This window comes from Bacteroides sp. f07 (assembly GCF_042854785.1).
GTDB lineage: Bacteria > Bacteroidota > Bacteroidia > Bacteroidales > Bacteroidaceae > Bacteroides.
On record NZ_BAABXI010000001.1, the window covers coordinates 937,486 to 962,265 of the forward strand.

The 24,780-nt window shown below is 46.5% G+C and carries 15 protein-coding genes, 2 tRNA genes and 1 pseudogene; 13 read left to right on the top strand and 5 right to left on the bottom strand.

Annotation, left to right across the window (positions count from 1 at the left end; translation table 11 throughout):
• Positions 1-135 precede the first annotated feature (135 nt).
• From ACGHVY_RS03795 to ACGHVY_RS03830, 8 genes and pseudogenes are all read left to right on the top strand, one after another.
• Entirely contained in the window at positions 136-3,555 is a 3,420-nt protein-coding gene (locus ACGHVY_RS03795; RefSeq protein ID WP_390597252.1) for a TonB-dependent receptor, read from the top strand.
• Positions 3,556-3,567: 12 nt separating this feature from the next.
• On the top strand, positions 3,568-4,914 hold the full coding sequence (locus ACGHVY_RS03800) for a RagB/SusD family nutrient uptake outer membrane protein (protein ID WP_390597253.1): 1,347 nt from the start codon (positions 3,568-3,570) through the stop codon (positions 4,912-4,914).
• A gap of 21 nt (positions 4,915-4,935) precedes the next feature.
• Positions 4,936-7,467, top strand: coding sequence for a glycerophosphodiester phosphodiesterase family protein (locus ACGHVY_RS03805; protein ID WP_390597255.1), 2,532 nt, complete (start codon positions 4,936-4,938; stop codon positions 7,465-7,467).
• Between the two features lie 11 nt (positions 7,468-7,478).
• The gene (locus ACGHVY_RS03810) at positions 7,479-8,399 is read left to right on the top strand and encodes a glycerophosphodiester phosphodiesterase family protein (protein WP_390597256.1); all 921 of its coding nucleotides are present in this window, start codon (positions 7,479-7,481) and stop codon (positions 8,397-8,399) included.
• A gap of 16 nt (positions 8,400-8,415) precedes the next feature.
• Positions 8,416-9,771, top strand: coding sequence for an MFS transporter (locus ACGHVY_RS03815; RefSeq protein WP_390597258.1), 1,356 nt, complete (start codon positions 8,416-8,418; stop codon positions 9,769-9,771).
• A gap of 256 nt (positions 9,772-10,027) precedes the next feature.
• Positions 10,028-10,303: a hypothetical protein gene (locus tag ACGHVY_RS03820; protein WP_308744251.1), complete on the top strand. Its 276-nt coding sequence runs from the start codon at positions 10,028-10,030 to the stop codon at positions 10,301-10,303.
• 389 nt (positions 10,304-10,692) lie between these two features.
• Positions 10,693-10,934, top strand: a pseudogene (locus ACGHVY_RS03825) (type II toxin-antitoxin system RelE/ParE family toxin).
• Positions 10,915-11,220, top strand: coding sequence for a helix-turn-helix domain-containing protein (locus tag ACGHVY_RS03830; RefSeq protein ID WP_390597260.1), 306 nt, complete (start codon positions 10,915-10,917; stop codon positions 11,218-11,220). Before ACGHVY_RS03825 ends, ACGHVY_RS03830 begins: the two are co-directional and overlap by 20 nt.
• 42 nt (positions 11,221-11,262) lie before the next feature.
• On the opposite strand, the gene pflA is transcribed toward ACGHVY_RS03830, so the two are convergent.
• A complete protein-coding gene (gene pflA, locus ACGHVY_RS03835) occupies positions 11,263-11,991 on the bottom strand; it encodes a pyruvate formate-lyase-activating protein (RefSeq protein WP_390597262.1) in 729 nt (242 codons plus the stop codon).
• A gap of 14 nt (positions 11,992-12,005) precedes the next feature.
• Positions 12,006-14,234: a formate C-acetyltransferase gene (gene pflB / locus ACGHVY_RS03840; protein ID WP_308744259.1), complete on the bottom strand. Its 2,229-nt coding sequence runs from the start codon at positions 14,232-14,234 to the stop codon at positions 12,006-12,008.
• A 238-nt stretch (positions 14,235-14,472) separates the two neighbouring features.
• Here pflB and ACGHVY_RS03845 point away from each other — a divergent pair.
• Both ACGHVY_RS03845 and ACGHVY_RS03850 read left to right on the top strand, forming a co-directional pair.
• Positions 14,473-14,557 (top strand) — tRNA-Ser (locus ACGHVY_RS03845).
• 81 nt (positions 14,558-14,638) lie between these two features.
• Positions 14,639-14,726: transfer RNA gene (locus ACGHVY_RS03850), tRNA-Ser, on the top strand.
• Between the two features lie 82 nt (positions 14,727-14,808).
• Here the strand turns inward: ACGHVY_RS03850 and nuoE are convergent.
• Genes nuoE through nuoF form a run of 3 tightly spaced genes read right to left on the bottom strand, consistent with a single transcriptional unit; the run spans position 14,809 to position 18,990 of the window.
• Positions 14,809-15,285, bottom strand: coding sequence for an NADH-quinone oxidoreductase subunit NuoE (nuoE, locus tag ACGHVY_RS03855; protein WP_008021615.1), 477 nt, complete (start codon positions 15,283-15,285; stop codon positions 14,809-14,811).
• Between the two features lie 18 nt (positions 15,286-15,303).
• Positions 15,304-17,070, bottom strand: coding sequence for an NADH-dependent [FeFe] hydrogenase, group A6 (locus ACGHVY_RS03860; RefSeq protein WP_390597264.1), 1,767 nt, complete (start codon positions 17,068-17,070; stop codon positions 15,304-15,306).
• A 12-nt stretch (positions 17,071-17,082) separates the two neighbouring features.
• On the bottom strand, positions 17,083-18,990 hold the full coding sequence (nuoF, locus tag ACGHVY_RS03865; protein ID WP_390597265.1) for an NADH-quinone oxidoreductase subunit NuoF: 1,908 nt from the start codon (positions 18,988-18,990) through the stop codon (positions 17,083-17,085).
• A 162-nt stretch (positions 18,991-19,152) separates the two neighbouring features.
• Here nuoF and ACGHVY_RS03870 point away from each other — a divergent pair, with 162 nt between their 5' ends.
• The 3 genes from ACGHVY_RS03870 to ACGHVY_RS03880 all read left to right on the top strand — a co-directional run bounded on the left by ACGHVY_RS03870 (position 19,153) and on the right by ACGHVY_RS03880 (position 24,763).
• Positions 19,153-21,909 (top strand): heparinase II/III family protein, encoded by a 2,757-nt coding sequence (locus tag ACGHVY_RS03870; protein WP_390597267.1) that lies wholly within the window; start codon positions 19,153-19,155, stop codon positions 21,907-21,909.
• A gap of 242 nt (positions 21,910-22,151) precedes the next feature.
• Positions 22,152-22,697, top strand: a complete 546-nt coding sequence (locus ACGHVY_RS03875) for a DUF3575 domain-containing protein (protein WP_390599644.1) — start codon at positions 22,152-22,154, stop codon at positions 22,695-22,697.
• A gap of 32 nt (positions 22,698-22,729) precedes the next feature.
• The gene (locus ACGHVY_RS03880) at positions 22,730-24,763 is read left to right on the top strand and encodes a carboxypeptidase-like regulatory domain-containing protein (protein ID WP_390597269.1); all 2,034 of its coding nucleotides are present in this window, start codon (positions 22,730-22,732) and stop codon (positions 24,761-24,763) included.
• Positions 24,764-24,780: the final 17 nt, after the last annotated feature.

The following is a 24,780-nucleotide window of genomic DNA, read 5'->3' on the forward strand; positions in this document are numbered from 1 at the left end:
CGGAGCCCGCTTCTTTGGAATGGCTTTTTTATTCTCTAATTTGAATAAGTTAACGAGAGTTAAAGTCTGATAGGCGCTTGGACGGGAGGATATAGCAGTCTGTATACCTATCAAACAACTTAAAAGTTTTGATATATGGAAAACAGAAAAACCTTTGTGAAATTCCCTCAAACCCATACTGAGGGAAGTAAGAACTGGAGAACACTACGGGCTATATGCCTGCTGTTGTTTTTAAGCATCTCTTTTGCCGCTTATTCCCAGATAACGGTGAATGTGAAAGACATTTCTTTAAGAGCCTCTTTAAAGAAAATCGAGCAAGTAAGTAATTACAAATTTTTCTACAGTGAAAGTCTTCCTGAATTAAATCAGAAAATATCGCTGAATGTTCAAAATGCGACAATCGCCCAAACGATGGAACTACTTCTGGGCAGAATGGAACTGACCTATAAAAAAGAACAAGACAATGTGATTGTATTGATTCGTAAAGCTCAGGACAAGTCAGTAGCCAAAAAAGTAACAGGCACCGTTGTAGATGAAAAGGGAGAACCTATTATCGGAGCAAGCATTGTGGTCAAAGGTGAGTCACATGGGACGATAACAGATTTCGATGGAAAATTCACATTAGCAGACGTGCCGGAAAAGGGAGTATTGACAATCTCCTATATAGGTTATAAAACAGTCGATCTTTCTACCACAGGTCAGACATTAGTAAAAGTAATACTTCAGGAAGATAGCAAAATGATTGATGAAGTCGTCGTTGTCGGCTACGGAGTACAGTCACAAAAACTGGTGACAACTTCCATCAGTAAAGTAAAGATGGAGAATATAGACCAAGGTAATGACTATAACCCGATAAAAATGCTGCAAGGACGTGTGGCAGGTGTGAATATATCCTCAGCTTCCGGCACTCCGGGCGAAAGCCCCAATGTAACCGTTCGCGGCATCGGCTCCGTCAGTGGAGGAAGTTCGCCGCTTTATGTTGTTGACGGTATCCCGAGTGAAAAATATCCCAACCTGAATCCGAATGACATTGAAAGTATGGAAGTCTTGAAAGACGCTTCCGCCGCTGCCATCTATGGTTCGCGTGCCAATGCCGGAGTCGTGTTGATAACCACTAAATCAGGTCAGCAAGGTAAGACGAAGATAGAGGTGTCCGGTCGTTACGGATTCGCTTATCTGGCCAGCGACATTGAAATGGCCAATTCGACGGAGTATATGAATACGATGCAAGCCGCTATTGATAATTACAATGTACAGATGGGAGCTAACCTTCAATTGTATGTTCCTTCTCAAATTCAGGAAACCAACTGGGTGAAAGAAATATCAAGAAAAAACTCAAAGACAGGTACCGGCTCCATCAGCATCTCCGGTGGAAATGAAAAAACCACCTTTTTCGCCTCTTTGGGAGCCAACACACAGGAAGGATATTTGAATAAAAGCAGCTATGACCAATATAATATGCGCGCAAAGTTCACCCATAAGATCAATAACATCTTCAAACTGAATATGAACTTGGCAGGTTCCGTCAGCCGTTCAGACCTGTTGGAAGAAACAAGCACCAGTCTGAAAGTGCTGCGTACGGCACGTGAAGAACAACCCTGGTATTCACCCTACAAAGAAGACGGAACATCCTACAAAGTGAATGGAACGGATATTCTGCGCCACAATCCCGTAATGCTGATAAACGAAGAAGACTGGGTAGCCAAGAAATATCAACTATCCGGCGTGTTCAGCATAGACGTCACTCCCTTCAAAGGATTCAAATACACACCGACAGTAAGCGTATATGGCATTTTGGATAACACCTCAAAGAAACTGTCGGACAAACATGACGCCCGCAAAAACAGCAGCGGTTGGGGAGCATTGGCGGAACAAAAAGACCAGAGCTTCCGCTATGTGATAGACAACATATTCTCTTACAACAATGAATGGAATAAACTGATCTATTCTGTCATGCTGGGACATTCGTTTGAAAAATACACTTATGAACAATTCGGCGCAAAGAGTGACAACTACGCCAACGGTGCATTTCCTTCCTCAAACTTTGATTTAATCAATGCAGGCCCCAATATTTATGCCGGAAACATCAGCTATACCTCTTACGCTTTAGAATCCTATTTCGGACGAATCGCCTTGAACTGGGACAACAAATATATACTGAATGCCTCATTGCGTAGTGACGGTTCCTCTCGTTTTGCGAAAAACAAGAGATACGGTTATTTCCCCTCTGCTTCTTTTGCGTGGCGGGCATCCAATGAAGGATTCTTCCCGAAAAACAAATACGTCAATGACGCCAAGTTAAGACTAAGCTGGGGTATGACAGGCAGCATGGCAGGAGTGAGCAACTATGCTCCGTTGTCACTTATCAGTGCGGGCGGCGCTTCCTACAATGGTTCCGCCGGATTCCAGATTTCGCAAGACGCCCGTGCTTTGACTTGGGAGAAAGCCAGCCAGTTCAATATCGGATTTGATATAGAAATGTTTCAGTCTCGCCTGACTTTAAACGTAGATATGTTCTATCAAAAGACCACCGATCTGCTGTTCAAGAAACCGGTCAATGCGACCACCGGATATACCACCTTGCAGTCAAATATTGGTTCATTGGAGAATAAAGGACTCGAATTGGCTTTAAACGGCAAAATTCTTACCGGAAAGTTCAAATGGGATTTGGGGGGAAACATCTCTTTCGTGAAGAACAAATTGCTCTCCCTGATTGAAGGAAATGATATGTATATAGTTCCCAGTAGCGGAAGTAACCTCTTGGGTGGTTCGATGCATGCCCTAATCAACGGTCAGCCCATCAGTACATTTTATATGCTGAAGATGGAAGGCATCTACCAGCGTGACGAAGAAGTGCCTGCGAAACTTTACGCTAAAGGCGTACGTGCCGGCGACGTGAAATATTTCGATTATAACGAAGACGGTGACATTTCCGACGCCGACCGGATGAACGTAGGAAAAGCCATTCCTGACTTTTACGGAGGTATCACTTCCAACTTCTCCTACAAAGGTTTTGACCTGTCTCTGTTCGGGCAATTCTCCGTAGGCGGCAAAGTAATGTCGGCATGGCGGGGAGTGAATGGTTCCGAAGGTACCGACCATTTGGGGCTCGCACTATCGAATGTAAAAGTAAGCGACCGGGGCGAATCTGTGGAACAATACTTTAATGTAAGCAAAGAAGTAGCCAACGGATACTGGCGCGGAGAAGGAACAAGCAACACGATTCCCCGTCCTGTACGAATCGGAGTGCATACCGGATACGATTATGACTACAACGTACAGACCTCTACACGTTATTTGGAAGATGCTTCCTATTTCAAACTGAAAACAGTGACCCTGGGCTACACTTTGCCGGAATCAGTTGTTAAGAAACTCCGCGTGAATTCATTGAGAGTCTACGTTTCGGCAGATAATCTGCTGACCCTCACCAAATATTCCGGTTATGATCCCGAAACATCATTCTCCGGCAGTCCGGGTGATTCAAATTATGGTGTTGACTTCGGTCTGCAACCTGTATTGAGAACATTTATTTTTGGTCTGAATCTAAACTTTTAAAAACATAGATGTATGAAACGATACTATACTATAATCAACTATTTGCTGTGTAGCATGTGCCTTTTGTGGATGACGGCTTGTTCAGGTATGCTGGACGATATGCGGCCTAAAGATCAGATACCTCAAGATATGTTGAGCGAATCCGATTTGGAAAAATTATTGAATGGAGTGTACGCCGAAATGGAAGAACTGGTATTCAAGTTCTATATGGACGGTGACGTAAAAGGCGAGAATTTCAAGGCAGGTCCCGGTTTTTCCCTGAACGACCCGATGTTGATGGCTCCCAGCTCCAAAGAAGTTTTGAGCCAGTGGCAGAAATGCTTCACCGCCCTGAAACAAGTAAATTTCCTGGTCGAAACATATGAAGCATCCTCTAATAAAGAAAGCCTGGTAGTGAAGCAGACAGGTGGTACGGGCTACTATTTCAGAGCCTTGATTTACTATCATTTAGCTACTCGCTGGGGTGGAGCTCCTATCTTGCGTAAACGTACCTATGACGTCGTACCCATCTCTCCCGAAGCAGAAGTATGGAGTTTTATCAAAGAAGACTTGACGAAAGCCGAAGGGTTACTACTAGAGTTTACAGACCGTTTTTATGTATCTCTTAGTGCTTGTGACGCACTGAATGCCAAAGTCTGCCTGTCTTTGAAAGACTATACGAACGCAGCCGCCTATGCCGATAAGGTGATTACCAAATCCGGCTTTGCATTGAGTGCTACATCGACCGAGTATGCTAATGCCTTTGTCTCCAACAGCAGTAGCAAAGAACTGGTCTTTGCGCTAGCCAACAAACGCAGCACTAGTCTGCTGCTATTCTACCAAACGGTGAACGACATCGACCCCACTTGGGATTATTCTCCCTCTACTGACTGTTACGGACATCTCTTCGATGATACGACTGTCAAGAAACAAGACATACGCGCAAAAGCCGTGTTTGGCGCGGATAATAGCCGCATTATCAAATTCCCGAATGGAAGTACCGGTCAGTTTGTCACCAATGAACAACCGTCTCAAACACCGATTGTAGTTACTCGCGTGGCAGAGATGTATCTGATTAAAGCAGAAGCGCTGGGAGCCGCCAACGGATTGTCTACACTGAAAGAGTTTATGAACAAACGTTACGCCACCGTTTCGCTACCCTCAAGCATGACTGATACTGAATTTCAGAACCAGATACTTGATGAGCGTCACCGTGAACTGTACGCGGAAGGTCAGCGATGGTATGATTTGAAACGAACCAATCGTCTGGACTTGTTTACTTCCTTGAACGGCAGAAACTACCTGATGTACTATCCGGTGCCCCAGTCGGAACGCGACTTGGCGGGAGAAGAAAACTATCCTCAAAATCCAGGTTATTAATTATCTTAGAAAGAACAGAGTATGAAGAATATAAAAATATTTGCGACGTTTTTCATCTGCCTGCTGGTACTTTCGGCATGCTCGGATGATTGGAAAGAAAATGCGCTGACAGCTAAATTTGCTTTTGACAAGACGACCTATTATGTAGGCGAAGAAGTCAGTATCATGAATGAAACGATGGGCGGAGAAGGCAACTATACCTGCCAATGGGATTTGGGGGACGGAAAGACTTCGACCGAGATTGCCCCTAAAGTAATTTATGAAACGAATGGTGCCTATACAGTGACTCTGCACGTCAAAGATGGCAAAGGAAATTACGCAATGGCTCATAAATTGCTGACGATTGAAGCAGAACCTCTGCCCGAAGTCGGGAATGTGAAACTGAAGTGGGTAGGTGCCCACGTATTGGGCGAAATACGTTCCACGGCTCCGGCAGTCAGTGATGATAATAATGTGTATATGACTTCCAATGACCATTATTTACGTAAATTCTCTGCCGCAACGGGCGAACAGCTTTGGCAATTCGATTTATGGACTTCTGCTGATGGCGATTCTCCGTCCGGCAATACGCACACAACTCCGAGCATCGACACAGATGGTACTGTCTATGTAGGAACCGGCGATACAAGTGGCAAGGTAGGTCGTGTATATGCCATTCATCCCGATGGAACGAAAAAATGGGTAGTTGCCGGAGATGCCGAAAAAGGATTCTGGAATAAAGGGCAGGCTTCCACACCCCGTATCAATTACCTGACCTGCGCGATTGGAGAAAACCACGTCTATATGGGTAATGGCGGCTCTACCGGTTCGGTGCTTGCCGTTGATAAGAACACCGGATACAGAGTAGGTTATGTGGCAAATGCGGATAATTCGGGAGGCCCTTCGGGCGGAGTCTCTGCCGGAATTGCATTGGCGAACAATACATTGGTTTGGTCAGGCGGAAAGAACGGATTATTCGGTGCTTCGGCATCTGCGTTGAATACAGGCGGTAATGTGACGTGGGCATGGCAGGTATATAGTTCTGGAAATGACAAACCTTCGGAAAATATGAATGGTTCCGTAGCAGTGGATGGAGCCGGAACAATCTATGGGATTGCCACATTCCCTGGAATAGGAAGCAGTGCTTTTGCCATGGGAAGCGACGGAGTCGAAAAATGGCGCACTTCGTTGGGAAATGTAGGAACATTGGATCAAGGTGGCGTTGTGATAGGTCTGGACGGAAGCATCATTGTAACTGTAAAACGTGCTCCGGGCGAAGCTACGGGCGGAGTGGTTTCTTTATCCCCTAATGGAGTTATCCAGTGGCATTATGGTGTACCTGAAGATGTCAGCGGATGCGCGGCAATCGACCAAGCCGGAAATATTCATTTTGGAACCCAGTCCGGCAATTATTATATCATTAAACCCGAAGCATCGGAAGAACAGCTAATCCTGAAAAAAGACCTCACCGCACTGATTAATGAAAGTGACTCCCCTCTGAAAGACAACTGGGAAGCAGGTATCGGAAAGATATGGAGCTCACCGACAATCGGGCCGGACGGCACAATTTATATCGGTGTCACGAATACCGTAGATCCGTCAAAGAGTGTTTTGGTAGCTTTGGAAGATGAAGGTATCACCGGAAGTGCAGCTTCCGCGTGGCCGATGAAAGGGAAAGACAGCCGTCATTCTAGTGCACAGTTGGGCGGATCGGGCGAAAATCCGGGCGGTGAGCCGGGCGGACAACTCCCCATCACGGGAAATCTGAAGGCCGATTTAAAGAACCTGTTTGAGGATAGCTCATATAAAGTCTGGCTCTGTGCCCATCGGGCAAACACACAGAAGGGCATAGCCAACGGCATTCCGGAAAATTCATTGCCTTCCATAGAATATGCCATCAATGCCGGAGTAGAGATGATCGAACTGGATGCACGTCCCACTTCGGACGGGATATTGGTGCTGATGCACGATAATACTATCGACAGAACCACCGACGGAAGTGGCGTGGTAGGAAATTATACCTATCAGCAACTGCAACAGTTCTATCTCAAAGATGCGGCAGGCAACCTGACGGGCGAACGTATTCCGACTTTAGAGGACGCATTGAAAAAGGGGAAAGGAAAGGTGTATTTCAATTTGGATATTGTCAACAAAGACGTTGCCGTAGCTACAATGGTGTCATTACTTAAAAAACTCGACATGGAAAGCGAAGTTCTGTTGTATGTATCGAACAATCGCAATTATGCGTATGATTTGAAAGCTGCAAATGGCAGCCTGTTACTGCATCCGATGGCAAAAGCAGCGGACGATATTACTTACTTTGCTTCTTCCTATACGGACAATGTACAGATGATGCAACTATCTACCTCGGATGCTATTTCGGGCGCAATGACCGAAGATATTAAATCTAAAGGCTGGCTTCTTTTCTCCAATATTGTAGGGGCGAATGATACGAATATGCTGTCAGAGAACTATTCGGGGCTTGTAGGTATGATAAACAAGCGCATTAATGTCGTACAGACCGATTATGCCGAAGTGGCAGCCAAGTATTTGAAATCTAAAGAATATAGATAACAAGAATGAATATGAAGAAATATATAATCATAGTAATTGTCCTGATGTTTCCTTTCTGCCTGTTTGCAGATGAACCGGTAAAGGCTATTTACGCAAAGATAACAAATCCTGATAATAAAGAAATCACCGTCGTAGCCCATCGGGCGGACTGGCGTTTTGCACCTGAAAATTCACTGGCAGCGATTGAAAGCTCTATCCGGCTGGGAGCCGACGTGGTAGAGCTGGACATTCAGAAGACCAAAGACGGACAGTTGATTCTTATGCATGATAAGACGTTGGACAGAACGACAACCGGAAAAGGCAGGATTGCCGAATGGACACTGGACTCCATCCGGACTCTCCGCCTGAAGAATGGTGCCGCATTGAAAACCAAACACCGTGTGCCTACATTGGAAGAAGCGTTGTTGACAGCTAAAGGGCGTGTGATGGTAAATTTGGATAAGGCATATCCGATATTCGATGAGATTTTTCCCATCTTGGAGAAAACCGGAACCGTGGGGCAGGTCATTATGAAAGGCTCCAAACCTGTTGCGGAAGTAAAGAAGGATTTGGGAAAATATTTGGACCGGATTATATATATGCCTATCGTACATTTGGACAGGCCGGGAGCTATGCAGCAAATAGATGATTTTATGAAAGAACTTCATCCCGTAGCTTTTGAACTGCTGTTCGAATCGGATACTTGCCAACTCCCTAAACAGGTGAGGGCTAAACTTGAAGGAAAAAGTAAAATTTGGTATAATACCCTTTGGGATACAATGGCAGGCGGGCATGACGATGATAAATCGTTGGAAAACCCGGATGAAGGCTACGGATATTTGATAGACACACTCGGCGCGACCATTATTCAGACCGATCGTACCGCCTATTTATTGGAATATTTGCAAGCCCGTAAGAAACGTAATGAGCATAAAGTAGATGCATTTCATTAATATGTAAATTCCGTTTATGGCATTTAAAATATTGGATTTCTACAAAATCTCTCCTCCGGCAGTCGGGGGAGAGACTGATTCCGAACGTTCTTCACGCTTCAAGCGTATCCGTTGGGCTACGTTCCTGTCGGCCACTACCGGATATGGCATCTACTATGTTTGCCGTCTCAGTATGAATGTAGTGCGTAAGCCGATTGTAGAGGAAGGAATATTCTCCGAAACTCAATTAGGAATCATAGGCTCCTGCCTGTTTTTCGTGTATGCAGTGGGTAAGCTGACGAATGGATTTCTTGCCGACCGCAGCAATGTGCGACGTTTTATGTCTACCGGATTAGTATGTTCCGCTTTGATAAACCTGTGTTTGGGCTTCACCAGTTCATTTTATGCATTTGTCATACTTTGGGGATTGAATGGTTGGTTTCAGTCAATGGGGGCGGCGTCCGGTGTCGTTTCGCTGACACGGTGGTATAGCAGTAAGGAGCGGGGGACTTTCTATGGTTTTTGGTCTGCCAGTCATAATTTGGGCGAAGCATTGACGTTTATCTCCATAGCATTGCTGGTTAGTTGGATGGGGTGGAGATATGGAATGATTGGAGCCGGAGTAATTGGTATCCTGGGGTTCCTGATGATGCTTGTCTTTATGCGTGATACGCCACAGAGTCAGGGATTCTTGTTGGACAAAGATTCTTCCTCCGCAGATTCCCAGTCTTCATCCGGTAAACAGACGGAAGATTTCAACAAAGCTCAAAAAGCAGTTTTGAAGAATCCCGCAATTTGGATTTTGGCTTTATCAAGTGCATTTATGTATATCAGCCGCTATGCGGTAAATAGTTGGGGCGTTTTTTATCTGGAAGCTCAAAAGGGATACTCTACATTGGATGCCAGTCTCATCATATCTATCAGTTCCATTTGCGGAATCATCGGCACGGTATTTTCCGGTATCATTTCCGACAGGTTCTTTTCCGGCAGTCGTAATATTCCCGCTTTAGTATTTGGGGTGATGAATGTGTTTGCTCTCTGCCTGTTTCTCTTAGTTCCAGGTGTTCATTTTTGGATAGATGCATTGGCAATGGTACTTTTCGGCTTAGGTATCGGAGTCTTGATCTGTTTTCTAGGTGGTTTAATGGCAGTGGATATTGCTCCCCGTAATGCATCGGGCGCCGCTTTGGGGGTAGTCGGCATTGCCAGCTACATCGGAGCCGGACTGCAAGACGTGATGAGCGGTATACTAATAGAAGGTCACAAAACCGTTCAGAATGGAGTCGATGTTTACGACTTCACCTATATCAATTGGTTTTGGATTGGTGCGGCATTACTTTCAGTATTGTTTGCTTTATTAGTTTGGAATGCAAAATCAAAAGAAGTCAATTAAAGTGAGTACATTAGGTTAGAATATAAGTCTTTGTTTTCGAGGTATTAGTCACCATTCCGGGGAGTAAGTAATGATTGCTATTCTTCCTGGAATGGCTTTTTTATAATCAATTAAATAATAGTTTTATGGAAAATTCATGTAATGATGAATTGTTTTGTTCATTGAAAAATGAACTTCGTGAAGTAGATGCATAAATCAATGTGCAGAGTGAAAAACTAATCGAGCTGTTCGACCAAAAAAAAGATTAGTCGGTCTGTTGGTTCGGGAACTTGAATCGCATACGCCTGCCACAATCGAATATCTGGGTGACCCGAAGCAGTACATTTCCGTAGTGCTGGCGGCTATCGACCACGGTCGTCTTACGTATGACGGAGTAGCGAACTGCGAACAGACTTTCCGCTCTTTGGCGAATGTGATAGATGTCATAAGTCCTAAAAATGGGAAAGTGCTTAGTGTGGAGACGTTGGTGTCTTATGAGAAGAAAGAGCGTTCCGGAGATTTTAAAGATTATTCGGAAGGGAATTTTGAATAGTCCGGGGTGGCCCGGAAGCTGATTAGAAAACGTGGCGGGAAATCTGAAAAAGACGGTTGTGTTTTTCGGATTTCCCGCCGTCTTTTTAAAGAAGAAAAAGAGAAAGTGTGAGGGGTGTGAGGGAGGATTTCTAACATTCGTGTCTATTTTATTAGAAAATATAGATAGGAAAAAATAAAATATAAGAGTAAAAGGTTGCAATTCCTCCCTCACACTTATGCGGTAAAAAGAATGAAAAATAATATAAAGCAGACTGTTTTGTTGTATAGTTGAACAACGATTTGTACCTTTGTGATATAGAAAGGAAAATAATTGCATATAAAGGATATTTTAGAGAGTTCTTTAATAGCTTAGATACAGGAACTTAAGATAAAATATTATATGTGCTGATGCTGCTGCAAACACAGGATAGAATGCCTGTCAAATTTATGAGATTGATAGACGAGGGGCTTTATATGAACTTCGTATTGAATATCAAGGTAATATATATAGGATATTCTTTTGTTTTGACGAAGGACGTATTGTGATATTATTCAATGGTTTTCAAAAAAAGTCTGAAAAGACCCCTAAAAAGGAGATTGATAAAGCAAAGATATTAAGAAAGGAGTATTATGGAAGTAAAAACAAATGAAGAACTTTTTGATGTCAGTGCATTGATTGATGAGCGTTTTGGCAAACAGGACACCTCTGAACGTGCGGAAGCAGAAGGAAAAGCCTATGCTTTTTACACGGGGCAGATTATTGAGGATGCGCGGAAAAAGGCTAAAATCAGTCAGGCTGAATTAGCCCGGCGTATCGGTTCCGACCGCTCTTATATATCAAGAGTGGAGAGTGGGCGGACTGAACCTAAGGTATCTACTTTCTATCGGATAATGAATGCCTTGGGTTGTAGAATCGAATTTTCGATGAATCTATAGAAACAGAGACATGGTGATTCTCTCTATTTATTACTGTGGCGGTTAGTTGACCACCACAGTAGCAAAATACTCTTTAAATACTCCCGCAGCTTTTTCAAGTTGTTCGGGGGTATTTTCTTTTACATCTTTCAGCTTGTATTCCTGTTCCATGGCTTCGTATTTGTGTACGCCTAGCGTATGGTAAGGCAGCACCTCTACACGCTGAATCATCTTGTACTTTCCCAAAGCCTCTCCCAGTTGGCGGATATCCTCTTCAAAGTCGCTGTATCCGGGCACTAACACATATCGCAACCAAAACGGTTTTCCGTTCTCTTCGAGCCATGCCGCCGTGCGGATGGTCTGTTCGTTGCTTCTTCTGGTCAGCGTCTGGTGGCGGGTGGGGTTGAATTCTTTGATATCAAGCAATACGAGGTCGGTCAGTTTGAAAAGCTCTTCTACATCTTCATTCCAGATGCCGCCGTTGCTGTCTATGCAGACGTGAATCCCTTTCTCTTTCAGCTCGCGAACCAGCGGGACAAGCGCTTTCGCCTGAAACGTAGGTTCTCCGCCCGAAAAAGTAACTCCACCGCGCTTTCCGAAGAAGGGACGCTGGCTCACGGCCATGCGGACAATCTCTTCCGGCGGGGTAGGCGTACCACCTTTGCCGGCTATCGTGTCGGGATTGGCACAATACAGGCAGCGGAAATTGCAGCCTTGAAGAAAAACGACGAGCCGTAAGCCCGGCCCGTCGAATGTTCCCATACTTTCGTATGAATGTACGTTTATCGTCATATAGAGTAGATAGATTACATACGTTCGTGGAAGCTACGGCTGATAACTTCCAGTTGGTGTTCGCGGCTCAACTTCACGAAGTTTACGGCATAACCGGAAACACGGATTGTGAGCTGAGGATATTTCTCCGGATGTTCCATAGCGTCATAAAGCATATCACGGTTCAGAACGTTAACGTTCAAATGGTGAGCGCCTTTGGTGAAGTAGCCGTCCATCATGGTAACCAGGTTGTCTATGCGGTCTTCTGCGGTAGCTCCCAGTGATTTGGGAACGATGGAGAAGGTGTTGCTGATACCGTCCTGTGAGTCACGGTAGCGCAACTTTGCGACAGAGCTCAAAGAAGCGATAGCACCGTTCTTGTCGCGTCCGTGCATCGGGTTGGCACCCGGAGCAAAGGCAACGCCTTTGGCACGTCCGTCGGGAGTAGCACCGGTCTTCTTGCCATACATCACGTTAGAAGTGATGGTCAGCAATGATAGGGTAGGACGGGCATTCTTGTAAACAGGCAACTTCTTCAACTCTTCACTGAAGAAATATACCAGGTCAACACCCAGGTGGTCTACCTTGTCATTGTCGTTACCGAAACAAGGGAATTCGCCTTCGATGTCGAAACCTTCCGTCAGACCGATGTCGTTGCGGCGGGCGGTAACTTTCGCGTACTTGATGGCAGACAGTGAGTCGAGCGCGATGGAAAGTCCGGCTACACCGTAAGCAAGGTTGATGCGCGGGTTGGTATCTACGAGAGCCATCTGTGCCTTTTCGTAGTAATACTTATCGTGCATATAATGGATGATGTTCATCGCTTCGTTGTAAACGCGGGCGATTTCAGTCAATACCTTCTTGTAGTTGCTCATTACTTCTTCGAAGTTCAGCGTGTCACTGGTCAGTACAGGGATGTTTTTCACCATGACCGTACCCGTGTTTTCGCAACGTCCGCCGTTGATGGCGAGCAATAGGGCTTTGGCTAGGTTACAGCGTGCACCGAAGAATTGAATCTGCTTTCCGATTTCCTGGTAAGACACGCAGCAAGCGATTCCGTAGTCGTCTGACTGGCGTACTTCGCGCATCAGGTCGTCGTTTTCGTACTGGATAGAAGAAGTGTCGATAGAAACTTTGGCACAGAATTCTTTGAAACCGTCCGGCAGTTCCGGGCTCCACAATACAGTCAGGTTCGGTTCTGGTGACGGGCCGAGGTTGTACAGTGTTTGCAGGAAGCGGAAGGAAGTCTTTGTTACTTTGGTACGTCCGTCGTTGAGACGTCCACCCAAAGATTCGGTTACCCAGGTCGGGTCGCCGGCAAAGATGTCGTTGTATGATTGCATACGCAGGTGGCGTACCATGCGCAGTTTGATGACAAACTGGTCGATAAGTTCCTGTGCGAAAGATTCGGTGATGGTTCCTTTGCTCAGTTCATATTCCATGTAGATGTCGAGGAAGGAAGAAACATTTCCTAATGACATGGCTGCACCGTCTTGTTCTTTAACGGCGGCAAGGTAAGCCATATATACCCATTGAACTGCTTCCTGTGCGGTGTAGGCAGGACGGCTCAAATCGAGTCCGTAATATTCGCCCATAACCTTCATGTCCTTCAATGCCTTGATTTGCTCTGCCACTTCCTCGCGCAGGCGGATGCGGGCCTCGGTCATCGGACCGGTCAGGTTGCGCAGGTCTTCTTTCTTGGCTTCAATCAGTCGGTCGATACCGTAGAGCGCCATACGGCGGTAGTCACCGATGATACGTCCGCGGGCATAGTTGTCGGGAAGTCCGGTCAGGAATCCCAGTGAGCGGAACGAGCGGATTTCTTCGGTATATACGTCGAATACGCCGTCGTTGTGCGTCTTGCGGTAGTGAGTGAATATATCTTTTACGCGGTCGTCCACTTCCACGCCGTTTTCGTGGCAAGCCTTGCTCACTACGTTGATACCGCCGAAAGGCTTGATGGCACGTTTCAGCAGTTCGTCTGTCTGCAGACCGACGATTAATTCGTTTTCCTTGTCGATATATCCGGCTTTGTGGGAAGTGATGGTGGATACGGTAACATTGTCAAGCGAGCGGACGCCGTTGTTTGCTCTTTCTTCCGCCAGCGCTTCGAGGCAGCGGTTCCATACGGCTTTTGTGCGTTCGGTAGGTCCTTCGAGGAAAGAAGCATCTCCGTAATACGGAGTGATGTTATGACTTACGAAATCCCTGACGTTGATTTCGCTGCTCCAAAGACCATCTTTAAAGATTTTATTTAATTCCATAAATGATAAAATTAGAGGTTGTAGTTATCCTTTTCTTTAGAGCGCACAAAGTTACAATCATTTTTCATATAATCAGCATAAATATGCTCCATTTTATGCTTTTCAACATAAAATACCTAGATATTGCTATCCTTTGGAAATCTTCTCGAAATTTTTTTGTGGAAACTCTTGCATGTTTAAAAAAAGTTCGTACCTTTGCACCGCTTTTAACGAAAAGCACTTCTGAAAAGGAAGTTTTGGAGAGGTGGCAGAGTGGTCGATTGCGGCGGTCTTGAAAACCGTTGTACCGCGAGGTACCCGGGGTTCGAATCCCTGTCTCTCCGCTGGAAAATAGCAGCTTTGAAGCTGCTATTTCTTTTGTGGAAAGTATATTTCCATTGCCCTGTTTTTTTATTGAAAAATAAGGAGAGGTGCTCGAGTGGTTGAAGAGGCACGCCTGGAAAGCGTGTATACCCCTAAAGGGTATCACGAGTTCGAATCTCGTTCTCTCCGCTTTTTTTGTCTGTTGTTAAAAAAATGTTTTAAAGCGGTTGCTTTGATTTTTCAAAGCAGCCGCTTTTTTTATTCCGGACATTTATTCCAATTCCTCGATAATCTTCTTTACATCTATCGGTTGCAGCCTTCCGTACACTTTCTCGCCAATCATCACTACCGGAGCCAGTCCGCAGGCACCTACGCAGCGCAGGCAGTCCAATGAGAATTTTCCATCCGGTGTGGTTTCGCCGACTTCGATGCCCAGTACGCGCTTGAATTCTTCAAGCAGCTTTTCGGAGCCGCGCACGTAGCATGCCGTACCCATGCAGACGGAGATGGGATGCTTCCCTTTCGGGGTCATGGTGAAGAACGTATAGAAAGTGACCACCCCATATACTTTCGATACGGGGATATTGAGCTTGGAAGCGATGATGCGCTGCATCTCTTCGGGCAGGTAGCCGTGCAGATGCTGCGCTTCGTGCAAAATATTGATTAATTCGCCCGGATTGTTTCCGTGCTTGTCGCAAATCGTTCTGACTTGTTCCGCCACGTCGCAGGCTAGTTTTATATCTGACATAATACTCTTCGTTTAAAGTTAATCCATAGATTTGTTGAAATAGTGGGTGTGCAATAGCATTTCCGATTTCTCGCCCAGGGGTTTGCCGAGATATTCTTCGTATAGTTTTTTGATGTACGGGTTATCGTGCGATTTGCGCAGCGGTTTGTTGGCGTCTTCACGATAAAGCGCATTGGCGCGGGCGTATAATACTTCCGAATTGCCGTGGTGCAGCGGTTGGCCGCCACCGCCGATGCAGCCGCCGGGGCAGGCCATGATTTCGATGACGTGATATTCGTTGTGCCCGTTCCGTATATCTTCCAACAGATGGCGGGCGTTGCCCAGTCCGTGTGCGATGCCTACTTTCAGTTCAAATCCGTTCAGATTGACGGTGGCGCGGCGGACTCCGTTCAGTCCGCGTACTTGTTCGAAGTTTACATTCTTGAGAGGTTCTCCGGTGTAGATTTCATAGACGGAGCGCAGGGCGGCTTCCATTACGCCGCCTGTGGCGCCGAAAATGACACCGGCGCCTGTCGATTCGCCCATCGGATTGTCGAACGGGCTGTCTAGTACCAGCGGGAAGCCGATGTTGGCACGTTTAATCAGCCGTGCCAGTTCGCGGGTGGAGATGGAGTAATCCACGTCGGGGATGCCATTTACTTTGAACTCGTCGCGGTCGCATTCATATTTCTTTGCCAGGCAGGGCATGATGGATACGACGACTAACTTCTCCCTGGGGATTCCCATCTTTTCCGCCCAGTAGGATTTGGCGATGGAGCCGAACATCTGTTGCGGGGAACGGGCGGTGGACGGTATATCCAGCATATCCGGGAAGTGATGTTCGAAGAAGTTCACCCATGCCGGACAACAGGACGTAAGGATGGGCAGGCGGACGGACTTGTCGCCGTTGAGATAGCGTGTCAGGCGGTTCAGGATTTCGGAGCCTTCTTCCATGATGGTGAGGTCGGCTGCGAAATCGGTGTCGAATACATAGTCGAATCCCAGTTCGCGCAGGGCGTATACCATTTTTCCGGTTACCAGTGTGCCGGGGGGGAATCCGAATTCTTCTCCCAGGGCAGCGCGTACGGCAGGTGCGGTCTGCACGATGACTACCTTGTCCGGGTTTGCCAAGTCATCGAGCAGGCGGTTGGTGTAATCACGTTCGGTCAATGCGCCTACCGGACAGACGGCTACGCACTGGCCGCAATAAGTACATTCACTCTCTGTCATCATGCGGTCGAAGGCGGGAGCTATCGTCGTGTTGAAACCGCGGCGGATGGCGCTGAGTGCGCCTACTGTCTGCACATCGTTGCATACACTTTCGCAACGGCGGCAGAAAATACATTTGTCCATGTTGCGGACAATGGAAGCGGTGATTTCCCGTTTGCGGGGAGACAGTTCACCTCCATTGAAAGGCATCTCGCGGATATTGAAGCGCAGTGCCAGTGTCTGAAGTTCGCAGTTGCCGCATTTCGGACAGGTGAGGCAGTCGTTGGGATGGTCGGAAAGAATCAGCTCGGCTACTACCTTGCGGGCGTTCATCACGCGCAGGGTACTGGTTTTTACTACCATGCCTTCCGTGCAACGGGTGGCGCAGGCAGGAGCCAGGTTGCGCCGTCCGATGACTTCGACCACGCAGATGCGGCAGGAAGCGGGATTGTTTTTTATGCAGGTTCCTTTCAGGTCAATGTGGCATAAGGTAGGTATGTTGATGCCTATTTTGTTGGCGGCTTCAAGAATGGTGCTTCCTTCGGGGACGGTGATAAAATGACCGTCTATTTGGAGTGTAATTTGTTTTTCTTCCATGGTAAATAGACTTTAACAGACGAGAATGGCTTTGGACTTGCAGCGTGCCATGCACATTCCGCATTTGATACATTTGTCGGGGCTGATGATGTGCGGTTTGCGTACCAGTCCGATGATTGCGTCCGCCGGACAGTTCTTGGCGCACAGATGGCAGCCGATGCAAAGTTCGGGATTGATGGTGTAGGTCAGCAGGGATTTGCACTGTTTGGCACGGCAGGTTTTGTCGCGGACGTGTTCCAGGTATTCGTCATGGAAATTGTCCAGCGTAGACAGAACCGGGTTTGGGGAAGTCTGTCCTAGTCCGCAGAGGGCGGTGTCTTTGATAACTTGTCCCAAAGTGGCGAGAGTGTCCAGGTCTTTTTCCGTGCCCCTTCCTTCGGTTATCTTGTTCAGCAATTCAAGCAGGCGTTTATTGCCGATACGGCAAGGCGTACATTTCCCGCAGGATTCTTCTACGGTAAAGTCCAGGTAGAAGCGGGCGACGGATACCATGCAGTCGTCTTCGTCCATCACAATCATACCGCCGGAACCCATCATGGAGCCGGCAGCCAGAAGATTGTCGAAGTCGATGGGGGTATCCAGGTGCTTCTCTGTCAGGCAGCCGCCCGATGGACCGCCTGTCTGCACCGCCTTGAATTTCTTTCCGCCTTTGATGCCGCCGCCGATTTCGTAGATTACTTCGCGGAGCGTAGTCCCCATCGGTACTTCAATCAGTCCGACATTGTTTATCTTTCCTGCAAGGGCGAATACTTTTGTGCCTTTGGAACGTTCCGTTCCAATCGTTGCGAACCATTCGGCGCCTTTCGTCAGGATGATAGGGATATTGGCGAGCGTCTCTACATTGTTCACGTTGGTAGGCTTGCCCAGGTAACCGGATTCGGCGGGGAAAGGCGGTTTGAGAGTCGGCTCGCCGCGTTTTCCTTCCATGGAGTGAATCAGGGCGGTTTCTTCGCCGCAGACGAAGGCGCCTGCTCCATAGCGTATCTCGATGTCGAAACTGAAATCTGTTCCTAAGATGTTATCTCCCAGCAGACCGTAATTGCGGGCTTGCTCGATAGCTGTTTTCAGCCGGCTGATGGCAAGAGGGTATTCGGCGCGGATATACACCAGTCCTTTACTGGAACCAATGGAGTAACCGCAGATACACATGGCTTCTACGATAGAGTGAGGGTCGCCTTCCATGATGGAGCGATCCATAAATGCGCCGGGGTCGCCTTCGTCCGCGTTGCAAACTACATATTTGATGTCCGATTGCTGCTTATGGGTAAACTCCCATTTCAGTCCTGTGGGGAAGCCGCCACCGCCACGTCCGCGCAGGCCGGAGCGTTTGATGAGGTCGATTACGTCCGTCGGCTGCTTATTGAGAAGGCAGTCCGCCAGTGCGTAATATCCTTCGCGGGCGATATATTCCTCGATATTTTCCGGGTCGATAAAGCCGCAGTTGCGCAGGGCGATGCGTAGTTGCTTCCGGTAGAAATCCATGTGCTTGGAGTCGCTGACGGTATGTTCCGTTTTCGGGTCTGTGTACAGCAGTCTTTCTAGCTTCCGACCGCCGATGATATGTTCGGTGATGATGTTTTCCGCGTCTTCGGGGGTGACTTGTGTATAGAAGGTGTTGTCGGGGATGATTTTCACGATAGGTCCTTTTTCGCAGAAACCGAAACAGCCCACTGTGATAACTTCTACTTTGTCGGCAATGCCGTTCTTTTGGATGGCTGACCGGAGATTGTCCGTAATGTCTTGGCTTGAAGAGGCTTTGCACCCTGTGCCGCCGCAAATCAGGATTTGAAGGTGTTGCGTGCCGGATGCCAGTCCGCAACATTTTTCGGTGACTTTCTCATTACTTTCTTCACGTAATGAAAGTTTGTGTTCCGCTCTTTTCCTGATTGTTGCCAAATCATGGATAGATAAGATTTTCATAAGTAATCAGAATTGTTAGTAGGTTTTTTGCAAATATAATTCTTTGTTTGGAAAAACATAGTCCCGGACAAATAAAAAAACGGTCTTTACCGGAAGGATTAGGTAAATAAATCTCTATCTTCGTATTTAATAGGTATCAAACCTAAAAAAAGAAATTGAAGTATGAGACGAATTTTACTGGGACTCTGTTTTTTATCTTTTCTGGGCAGTGCATCAGGACAGGAGATTCCTTTGCCGGAAAAGATGCCGCAAGAGCATCCGCGGGTGCTGACTACTCCGGCTGGAAAACAGGAAACATGGAAACTGATTAAAAAGGAAGAATGGGCGAAAGATGTTTTCGATAAATTGAAGGAACGGACGGAAGTATATACGAACCTGACGGATGCTCAACCGTCCTGGTTGCTGTCCCGTCTGGCAATGTATTGGAAGTCTCATGCCACGGAAGTATATGTAAAGGGCGAAACGTTCGATCATGCGGGCGGTGAGAAAGCTCCGTATCCTACGGTGCGCTATACAGGAACACGTGGAACGGCTGCCACCCACGGCCGTCCCAAGTTGGCGGATGTCGTTCCTTATGATGATGACGGGAACGGAAACGTGACTTTCTGTAATAATGCACTTCCCAATCGTCCTATGGAGAGTGTACCCCCGTCCAAGACCGGGCGGAATATAGAGAGTCTGAACTGCGAAATCCTGGGGATTGCCCGTGACGCTGCTTTCCTCTATTGGATGACGGACGAAGAGAAGTTTGCCAAACTTGCCGCAGGGGTCTTTGATACGTATATGACGGGTATTTATTACCGGAATGTGCCTGTCGATTTGAATCATGGTCATCAGCAGACATTAGTGGGGTTGACTTCCTTTGAAGTAATCCATGAAGATGCGCTTCATATCGCTGTCCCCTTATATGATTTTCTGTATAATTATCTAAAGGATAATTATACGGACAAGATGGAAATCTATGCCGGAGCTTTCAAGAAATGGGCGGATAATATCATTGCAAACGGTGTGCCTCACAACAACTGGGATTTATTGCAGGCACGTTTTATAATGAACGTAGGGCTGGTATTGGAAGACAACAAGGAATATGCCGATGGAAAAGGACGCGAATATTATATTGACTATGTGATGAACCGTTCCGGCATCCGTCAGTGGAGCCTGACGCGCCTTGCTGATTATGGCTTCGATTCCAATACGGGAGTTTGGGCGGAATGTCCGGGATATAGCAGTGTGGTAATCAATGATTATGCCAATTTCGTGAACCAGTTTGATGTGAACCTGCAATATGATTTGGTGAAAGCGATGCCTGTGTTGTCGAAAGCAGTGGCGACCACACCCCAATATCTGTTCCCTAACCGTATGATTTGCGGCTTTGGGGATACACATCCGAGTTATCTGAGTACGAATTTCTTTATCCGTATGATACAGAATGCGCAGGCGAACGGGAAAAAGGAACAGGAAAACTATTTCACCGCCCTCCTGAAATGCCTGAACCCGGAGATGGGAAATGACAAAACGGAAAAGAAGAATGTACGCGTATCGGTCAACTCTTTCTTTGAGGATAAACCGTTGGTTTTGAACCCGAAAGTGAAACCGGGAAATATAGAGGATTATGTCTCTCCTTTGTTTTATGCGCCTAATGTGTCCTGGCTGGTACAGCGCAACGGTATGCATCCGCGCAATAGCTTGATGATTTCATTGAATGGCAGCGAGGGAAATCATATGCACGCCAACGGCATCTCGATGGAACTTTACGGGAAAGGCTATGTGCTGGGACCGGATGCGGGTATCGGGCTTTTCTTATATAGCGGACTGGACTATGCGGAGTATTATTCCCAGTTCCCCAGTCATAATACCGTTTGTGTGGATGGGGTATCGAGCTATCCGGTGATGAAGAGTAACCATTCTTTTGACTTGCTTTCTTGTTTCCCGGCTTCGGCAGAACCGGGGAAAGGGTTTACTTCCGTCACTTACAGTAATCTTTATTTCCGTGAGCCGGAAAGCAGGGCAGACCAGACACGTATGATGAGTATCGTCACTACGGGAGCGGAGACGGGGTATTATGTCGATGTGTTCCGTAGCCGGAAGGAAAAAGGCGGGGACAAGATGCACGATTATTTCTACCATAACCTCGGACAGACTTTGACATTGACAGCGGCAGATGGCACCGACCTGAATTTGCAACCCACGGAAGAATTGGCTTTTGCCGGCGCGCATCTTTACGCTTATTCCTATTTATATAACAAGAAGGTTGCTGCAACCGACAAGGATGTCAAGGCAACTTTCACCATAGATAGGAAGGATAAGGGTGGTGATGACATATATATGAACCTTTGGATGAAGGGGGAACCGGAACGCGAGGTCTTTACGGCATTGGCTCCTATGACTGAAGGATTGAGCCGTACGCCGAATATGCCTTATAATATAAAGGAGCAGCCGACGCTGACTTTCGTTGCCCGGCAGCATGGGGAAGCGTGGAATCGTCCTTTCGTTTCCATCTATGAGCCGAGTACGAAGAACGAGCCGTCCGCTATTCAGTCTGTTTCTTACTTTGATGCGGAAGAGCCGGGGTTGAAAGACTTTGCAGGCATCTGTGTGGAAAGCAAGAACGGGCGTATAGACCATATTTTCTCCTTGTCCGATGCGGTACAGACTGCTACTTATCAGGGAATGAAAGTGAAAGCGGACTATGCGGTTATCAGCAATGAATATGCGGGAAACCGGACTTTATTCCTGGGAAATGGAACGCAGTTGGTTGCGCCCGGAATAATGGTTCAGACTGATAGTGCCGCCAATGTATTGCTCGAAAAGAAGGCGGGCAAATGGTATATTCTTTCTTCTGCTCCTTGCACGGTTGTTATCAATGGTAAGAAGATGAAATCCGGTGTTACGTCAGAACCTGTATTATTACGTATCTGATGTTTCATTTGTAAGAAGGAATAATTGTATATCTTATCCGTGACATGGCATATTGTGCTCTAAGGGGAAGAAATGTTACAATAAAAAACAAAAAAAGCGTGTTTAAACGTTTTTAATGCCATATTTTTTCTAATTTTGCGGCTTCTTGTTCAAATTGTATATAATATGGACAGGAAGCCCTTTTTTGTGGGTAAATATTTTAGTGGGAAATATTTAGTGGGAAATAAATTATGGTATATGTGATGAGGAATGGTCGCAGGGTAATAGCTGCGTTATCATTTCTGTTATTGTTTTGTGGTGTACATGTACACGCACAACGAGTGGCTGTAAAAACGAATGCATTGGGATGGCTGACCGCCAGTCCTAACGTTGAAGCCGAGTTCGTATTGGGCCGTCATATCTCCTTGAATATGGGGATTGCTGCAAACCCAATCAGTACTGACAATCTCAAAACTACTTTCACGCATTTTCAGCCGGAAGTACGTTATTGGCTAAATCGTCCGATGGTGAGCCATTTTCTTGGAATCACCGCTTTCGTGAATAATTTTAATATGATGGTGAAAGATGTGCATCACAAAGGTGATGCGTATGCTGCCGGATTGACCTATGGATATGCGTGGGTACTGGGCAACCACTGGAACATCGAAGCGACTGCCGGTGTAGGTGTGTTGCGCTACCGTCAGTTTAAATACGATAAGGATACTCCGAAACCGGGTGCGGTCAATGATACTAAGACTACCATTGCGCCTGTCAAGCTGGGGGTATCCTTTGTTTATATTATTCGATAAGTAGAACGAACATTAGCTAGTCAGAAAAGAGAATGAAAATCAATTTGAAACGTGATAGATTAATGGGGGTACTTCTCATGGCGATGATGTTGGTCGGCATGGATGTATCTGCCCAGCGTATCCGTGTGCAAGGACATATCACAAACCCGCAGGGGAAAAGTGTTCCGAATGTGAATGTGCTCAATCCTGTCAATGACGAACGTATAGAGATGTCCGATGAGGATGGCCGTTACAGTGTGTTGGTGGAGAAGAACGGCTCGTTGAAGTTTACGTGTGTCGGTTATGAAGACAAGACGGTGAAAGTGGCAGGAAAACAGATTCTGAATGTAGTGCTGAAAGATGCTGTCATCGAACTGGACGAAGTGACGATTACTTCCAAGGTAAAAGATAAAGTGATTCCGGAACCGACGGACATCGAAATCAAAGGTAATTATTTCCATCTGAAAACCCGTGTCCCGGTGCCTAAGGAAATGTTTAACTCGCATCGCCGGTTGGTATTGCAGCCTTCCATTTATGATGTGACACTCAAAAAACGTCTGTTGATGCGTCCTGTGGTATTCGACGGTGGTACTTACAATACGACGCAAAACCGGATGTACGATTATGATATGGATAAAGACCCTTTGCATGAATACATTCAGGTGAAAACGACTTCTTCACGCGAGGGGGATGTTATTGCCTACCATGATTCTATTTATATAGAGTATCTGCAACATGATTACCGTGCGGACGTGCATCTTGCGATGGAGAACTATCGGAATATCATTTACCGTGATTCTTTCTCCATTGCACGCGGAACTGTCAACCCGCTGCGCTTTCTGGAGTACAAGTTTTCCGCTTTCAATCTGACGGATGAGAAGTATCTTCCGAAACCTGTCATGCAGCTACGGGATACGAAAGGGGAAGTGAATCTGACATTCCTGGTAGGCAAAGCCGATTTGGACGACAAGAATCCTCAGAACCAAGTGGAGCTGAACCGCTTGAACCAGGAACTTCGTGCTATTGAAACGAACCCGGATGCTTCTTTGAAGAGTTTCCATATCACAGGTGTGGCTTCACCGGACGGTTCATACGAGAGAAACCTGCAACTGGCGAAACTGCGTACGAACAAGGCATTGGAACGTATCCTGTCGCAACTGGATCCGGAAACGCGCAAGCTGTTGGAAGTGAAATCGGATGCGGCGGTAGCCTCTTGGAAAGAGGTGGCGGAATTGCTGAAAAAAGACTCTAAACCGGAGATTGCCAAGGAAGTGGAGGATTTAATCAAGCAATATGAATCCGTTCCTTACCGCTTGAATAATGTTTTGAAGTCGAAACCTTTCTATAAGGAAATTGCTGCTACTTATCTGCCTAAGCTGAGAAAGGTGCAATATACGTACGGCTATTCAATCTTCCGTTTCCTGACCGACGATGAGATTAGGGGACTTTACAACAAGAATCCGAAGGAACTGACCCGTTTCGAATATTATCGTATGATTACGATAGCAAAAACTCCGGATGAAAGGGAGAAGTATTGCAGGGAAGCTCTTGAGCTTTACGACAACTTTACGTATGCGGCCAATGAACTGGCGGTAGCGACCATACAGAAAGATGCGCCGGATTCACGTATCCTCGAACCGTTTGTCAGCAAGTCTGCGCCGGTAGAGTTATTGTCCAATCAGGCTATTGCCCTGTTGCACGAAGGAAAATATACGAAGGCGGATTCTGTATTGACATTGGTTCCCGAAGGAGCGGTTTCTGAGGATTTGCAGGCAATCGTACAGGCTTTGGCAGGTTATTATAAGGATGCTTTCGAAAAGGTGGCGGCTACCAGTCCTTTCAATGAGGTGGTGATGTTGCTGGCAATGAAGAGAAATGAGGAAGCATGGGAAAAGATTTCTGCCATGAACGTAGAAACTGCCCGCGAATATTATGTGAAAGCGATTGCCGCTAACCGTTTGGAGAAAGTGGGTGATGCTATTATGAGTATTGAGAAAGCCCTTGAACTCGATCCATCCTTACTGGAAACAGCGAGAGTGGACGGTGATATTATTGACTTGCTGCCGGAAGAGCAGAAACTTAAATAATGATAATACAACAAGAG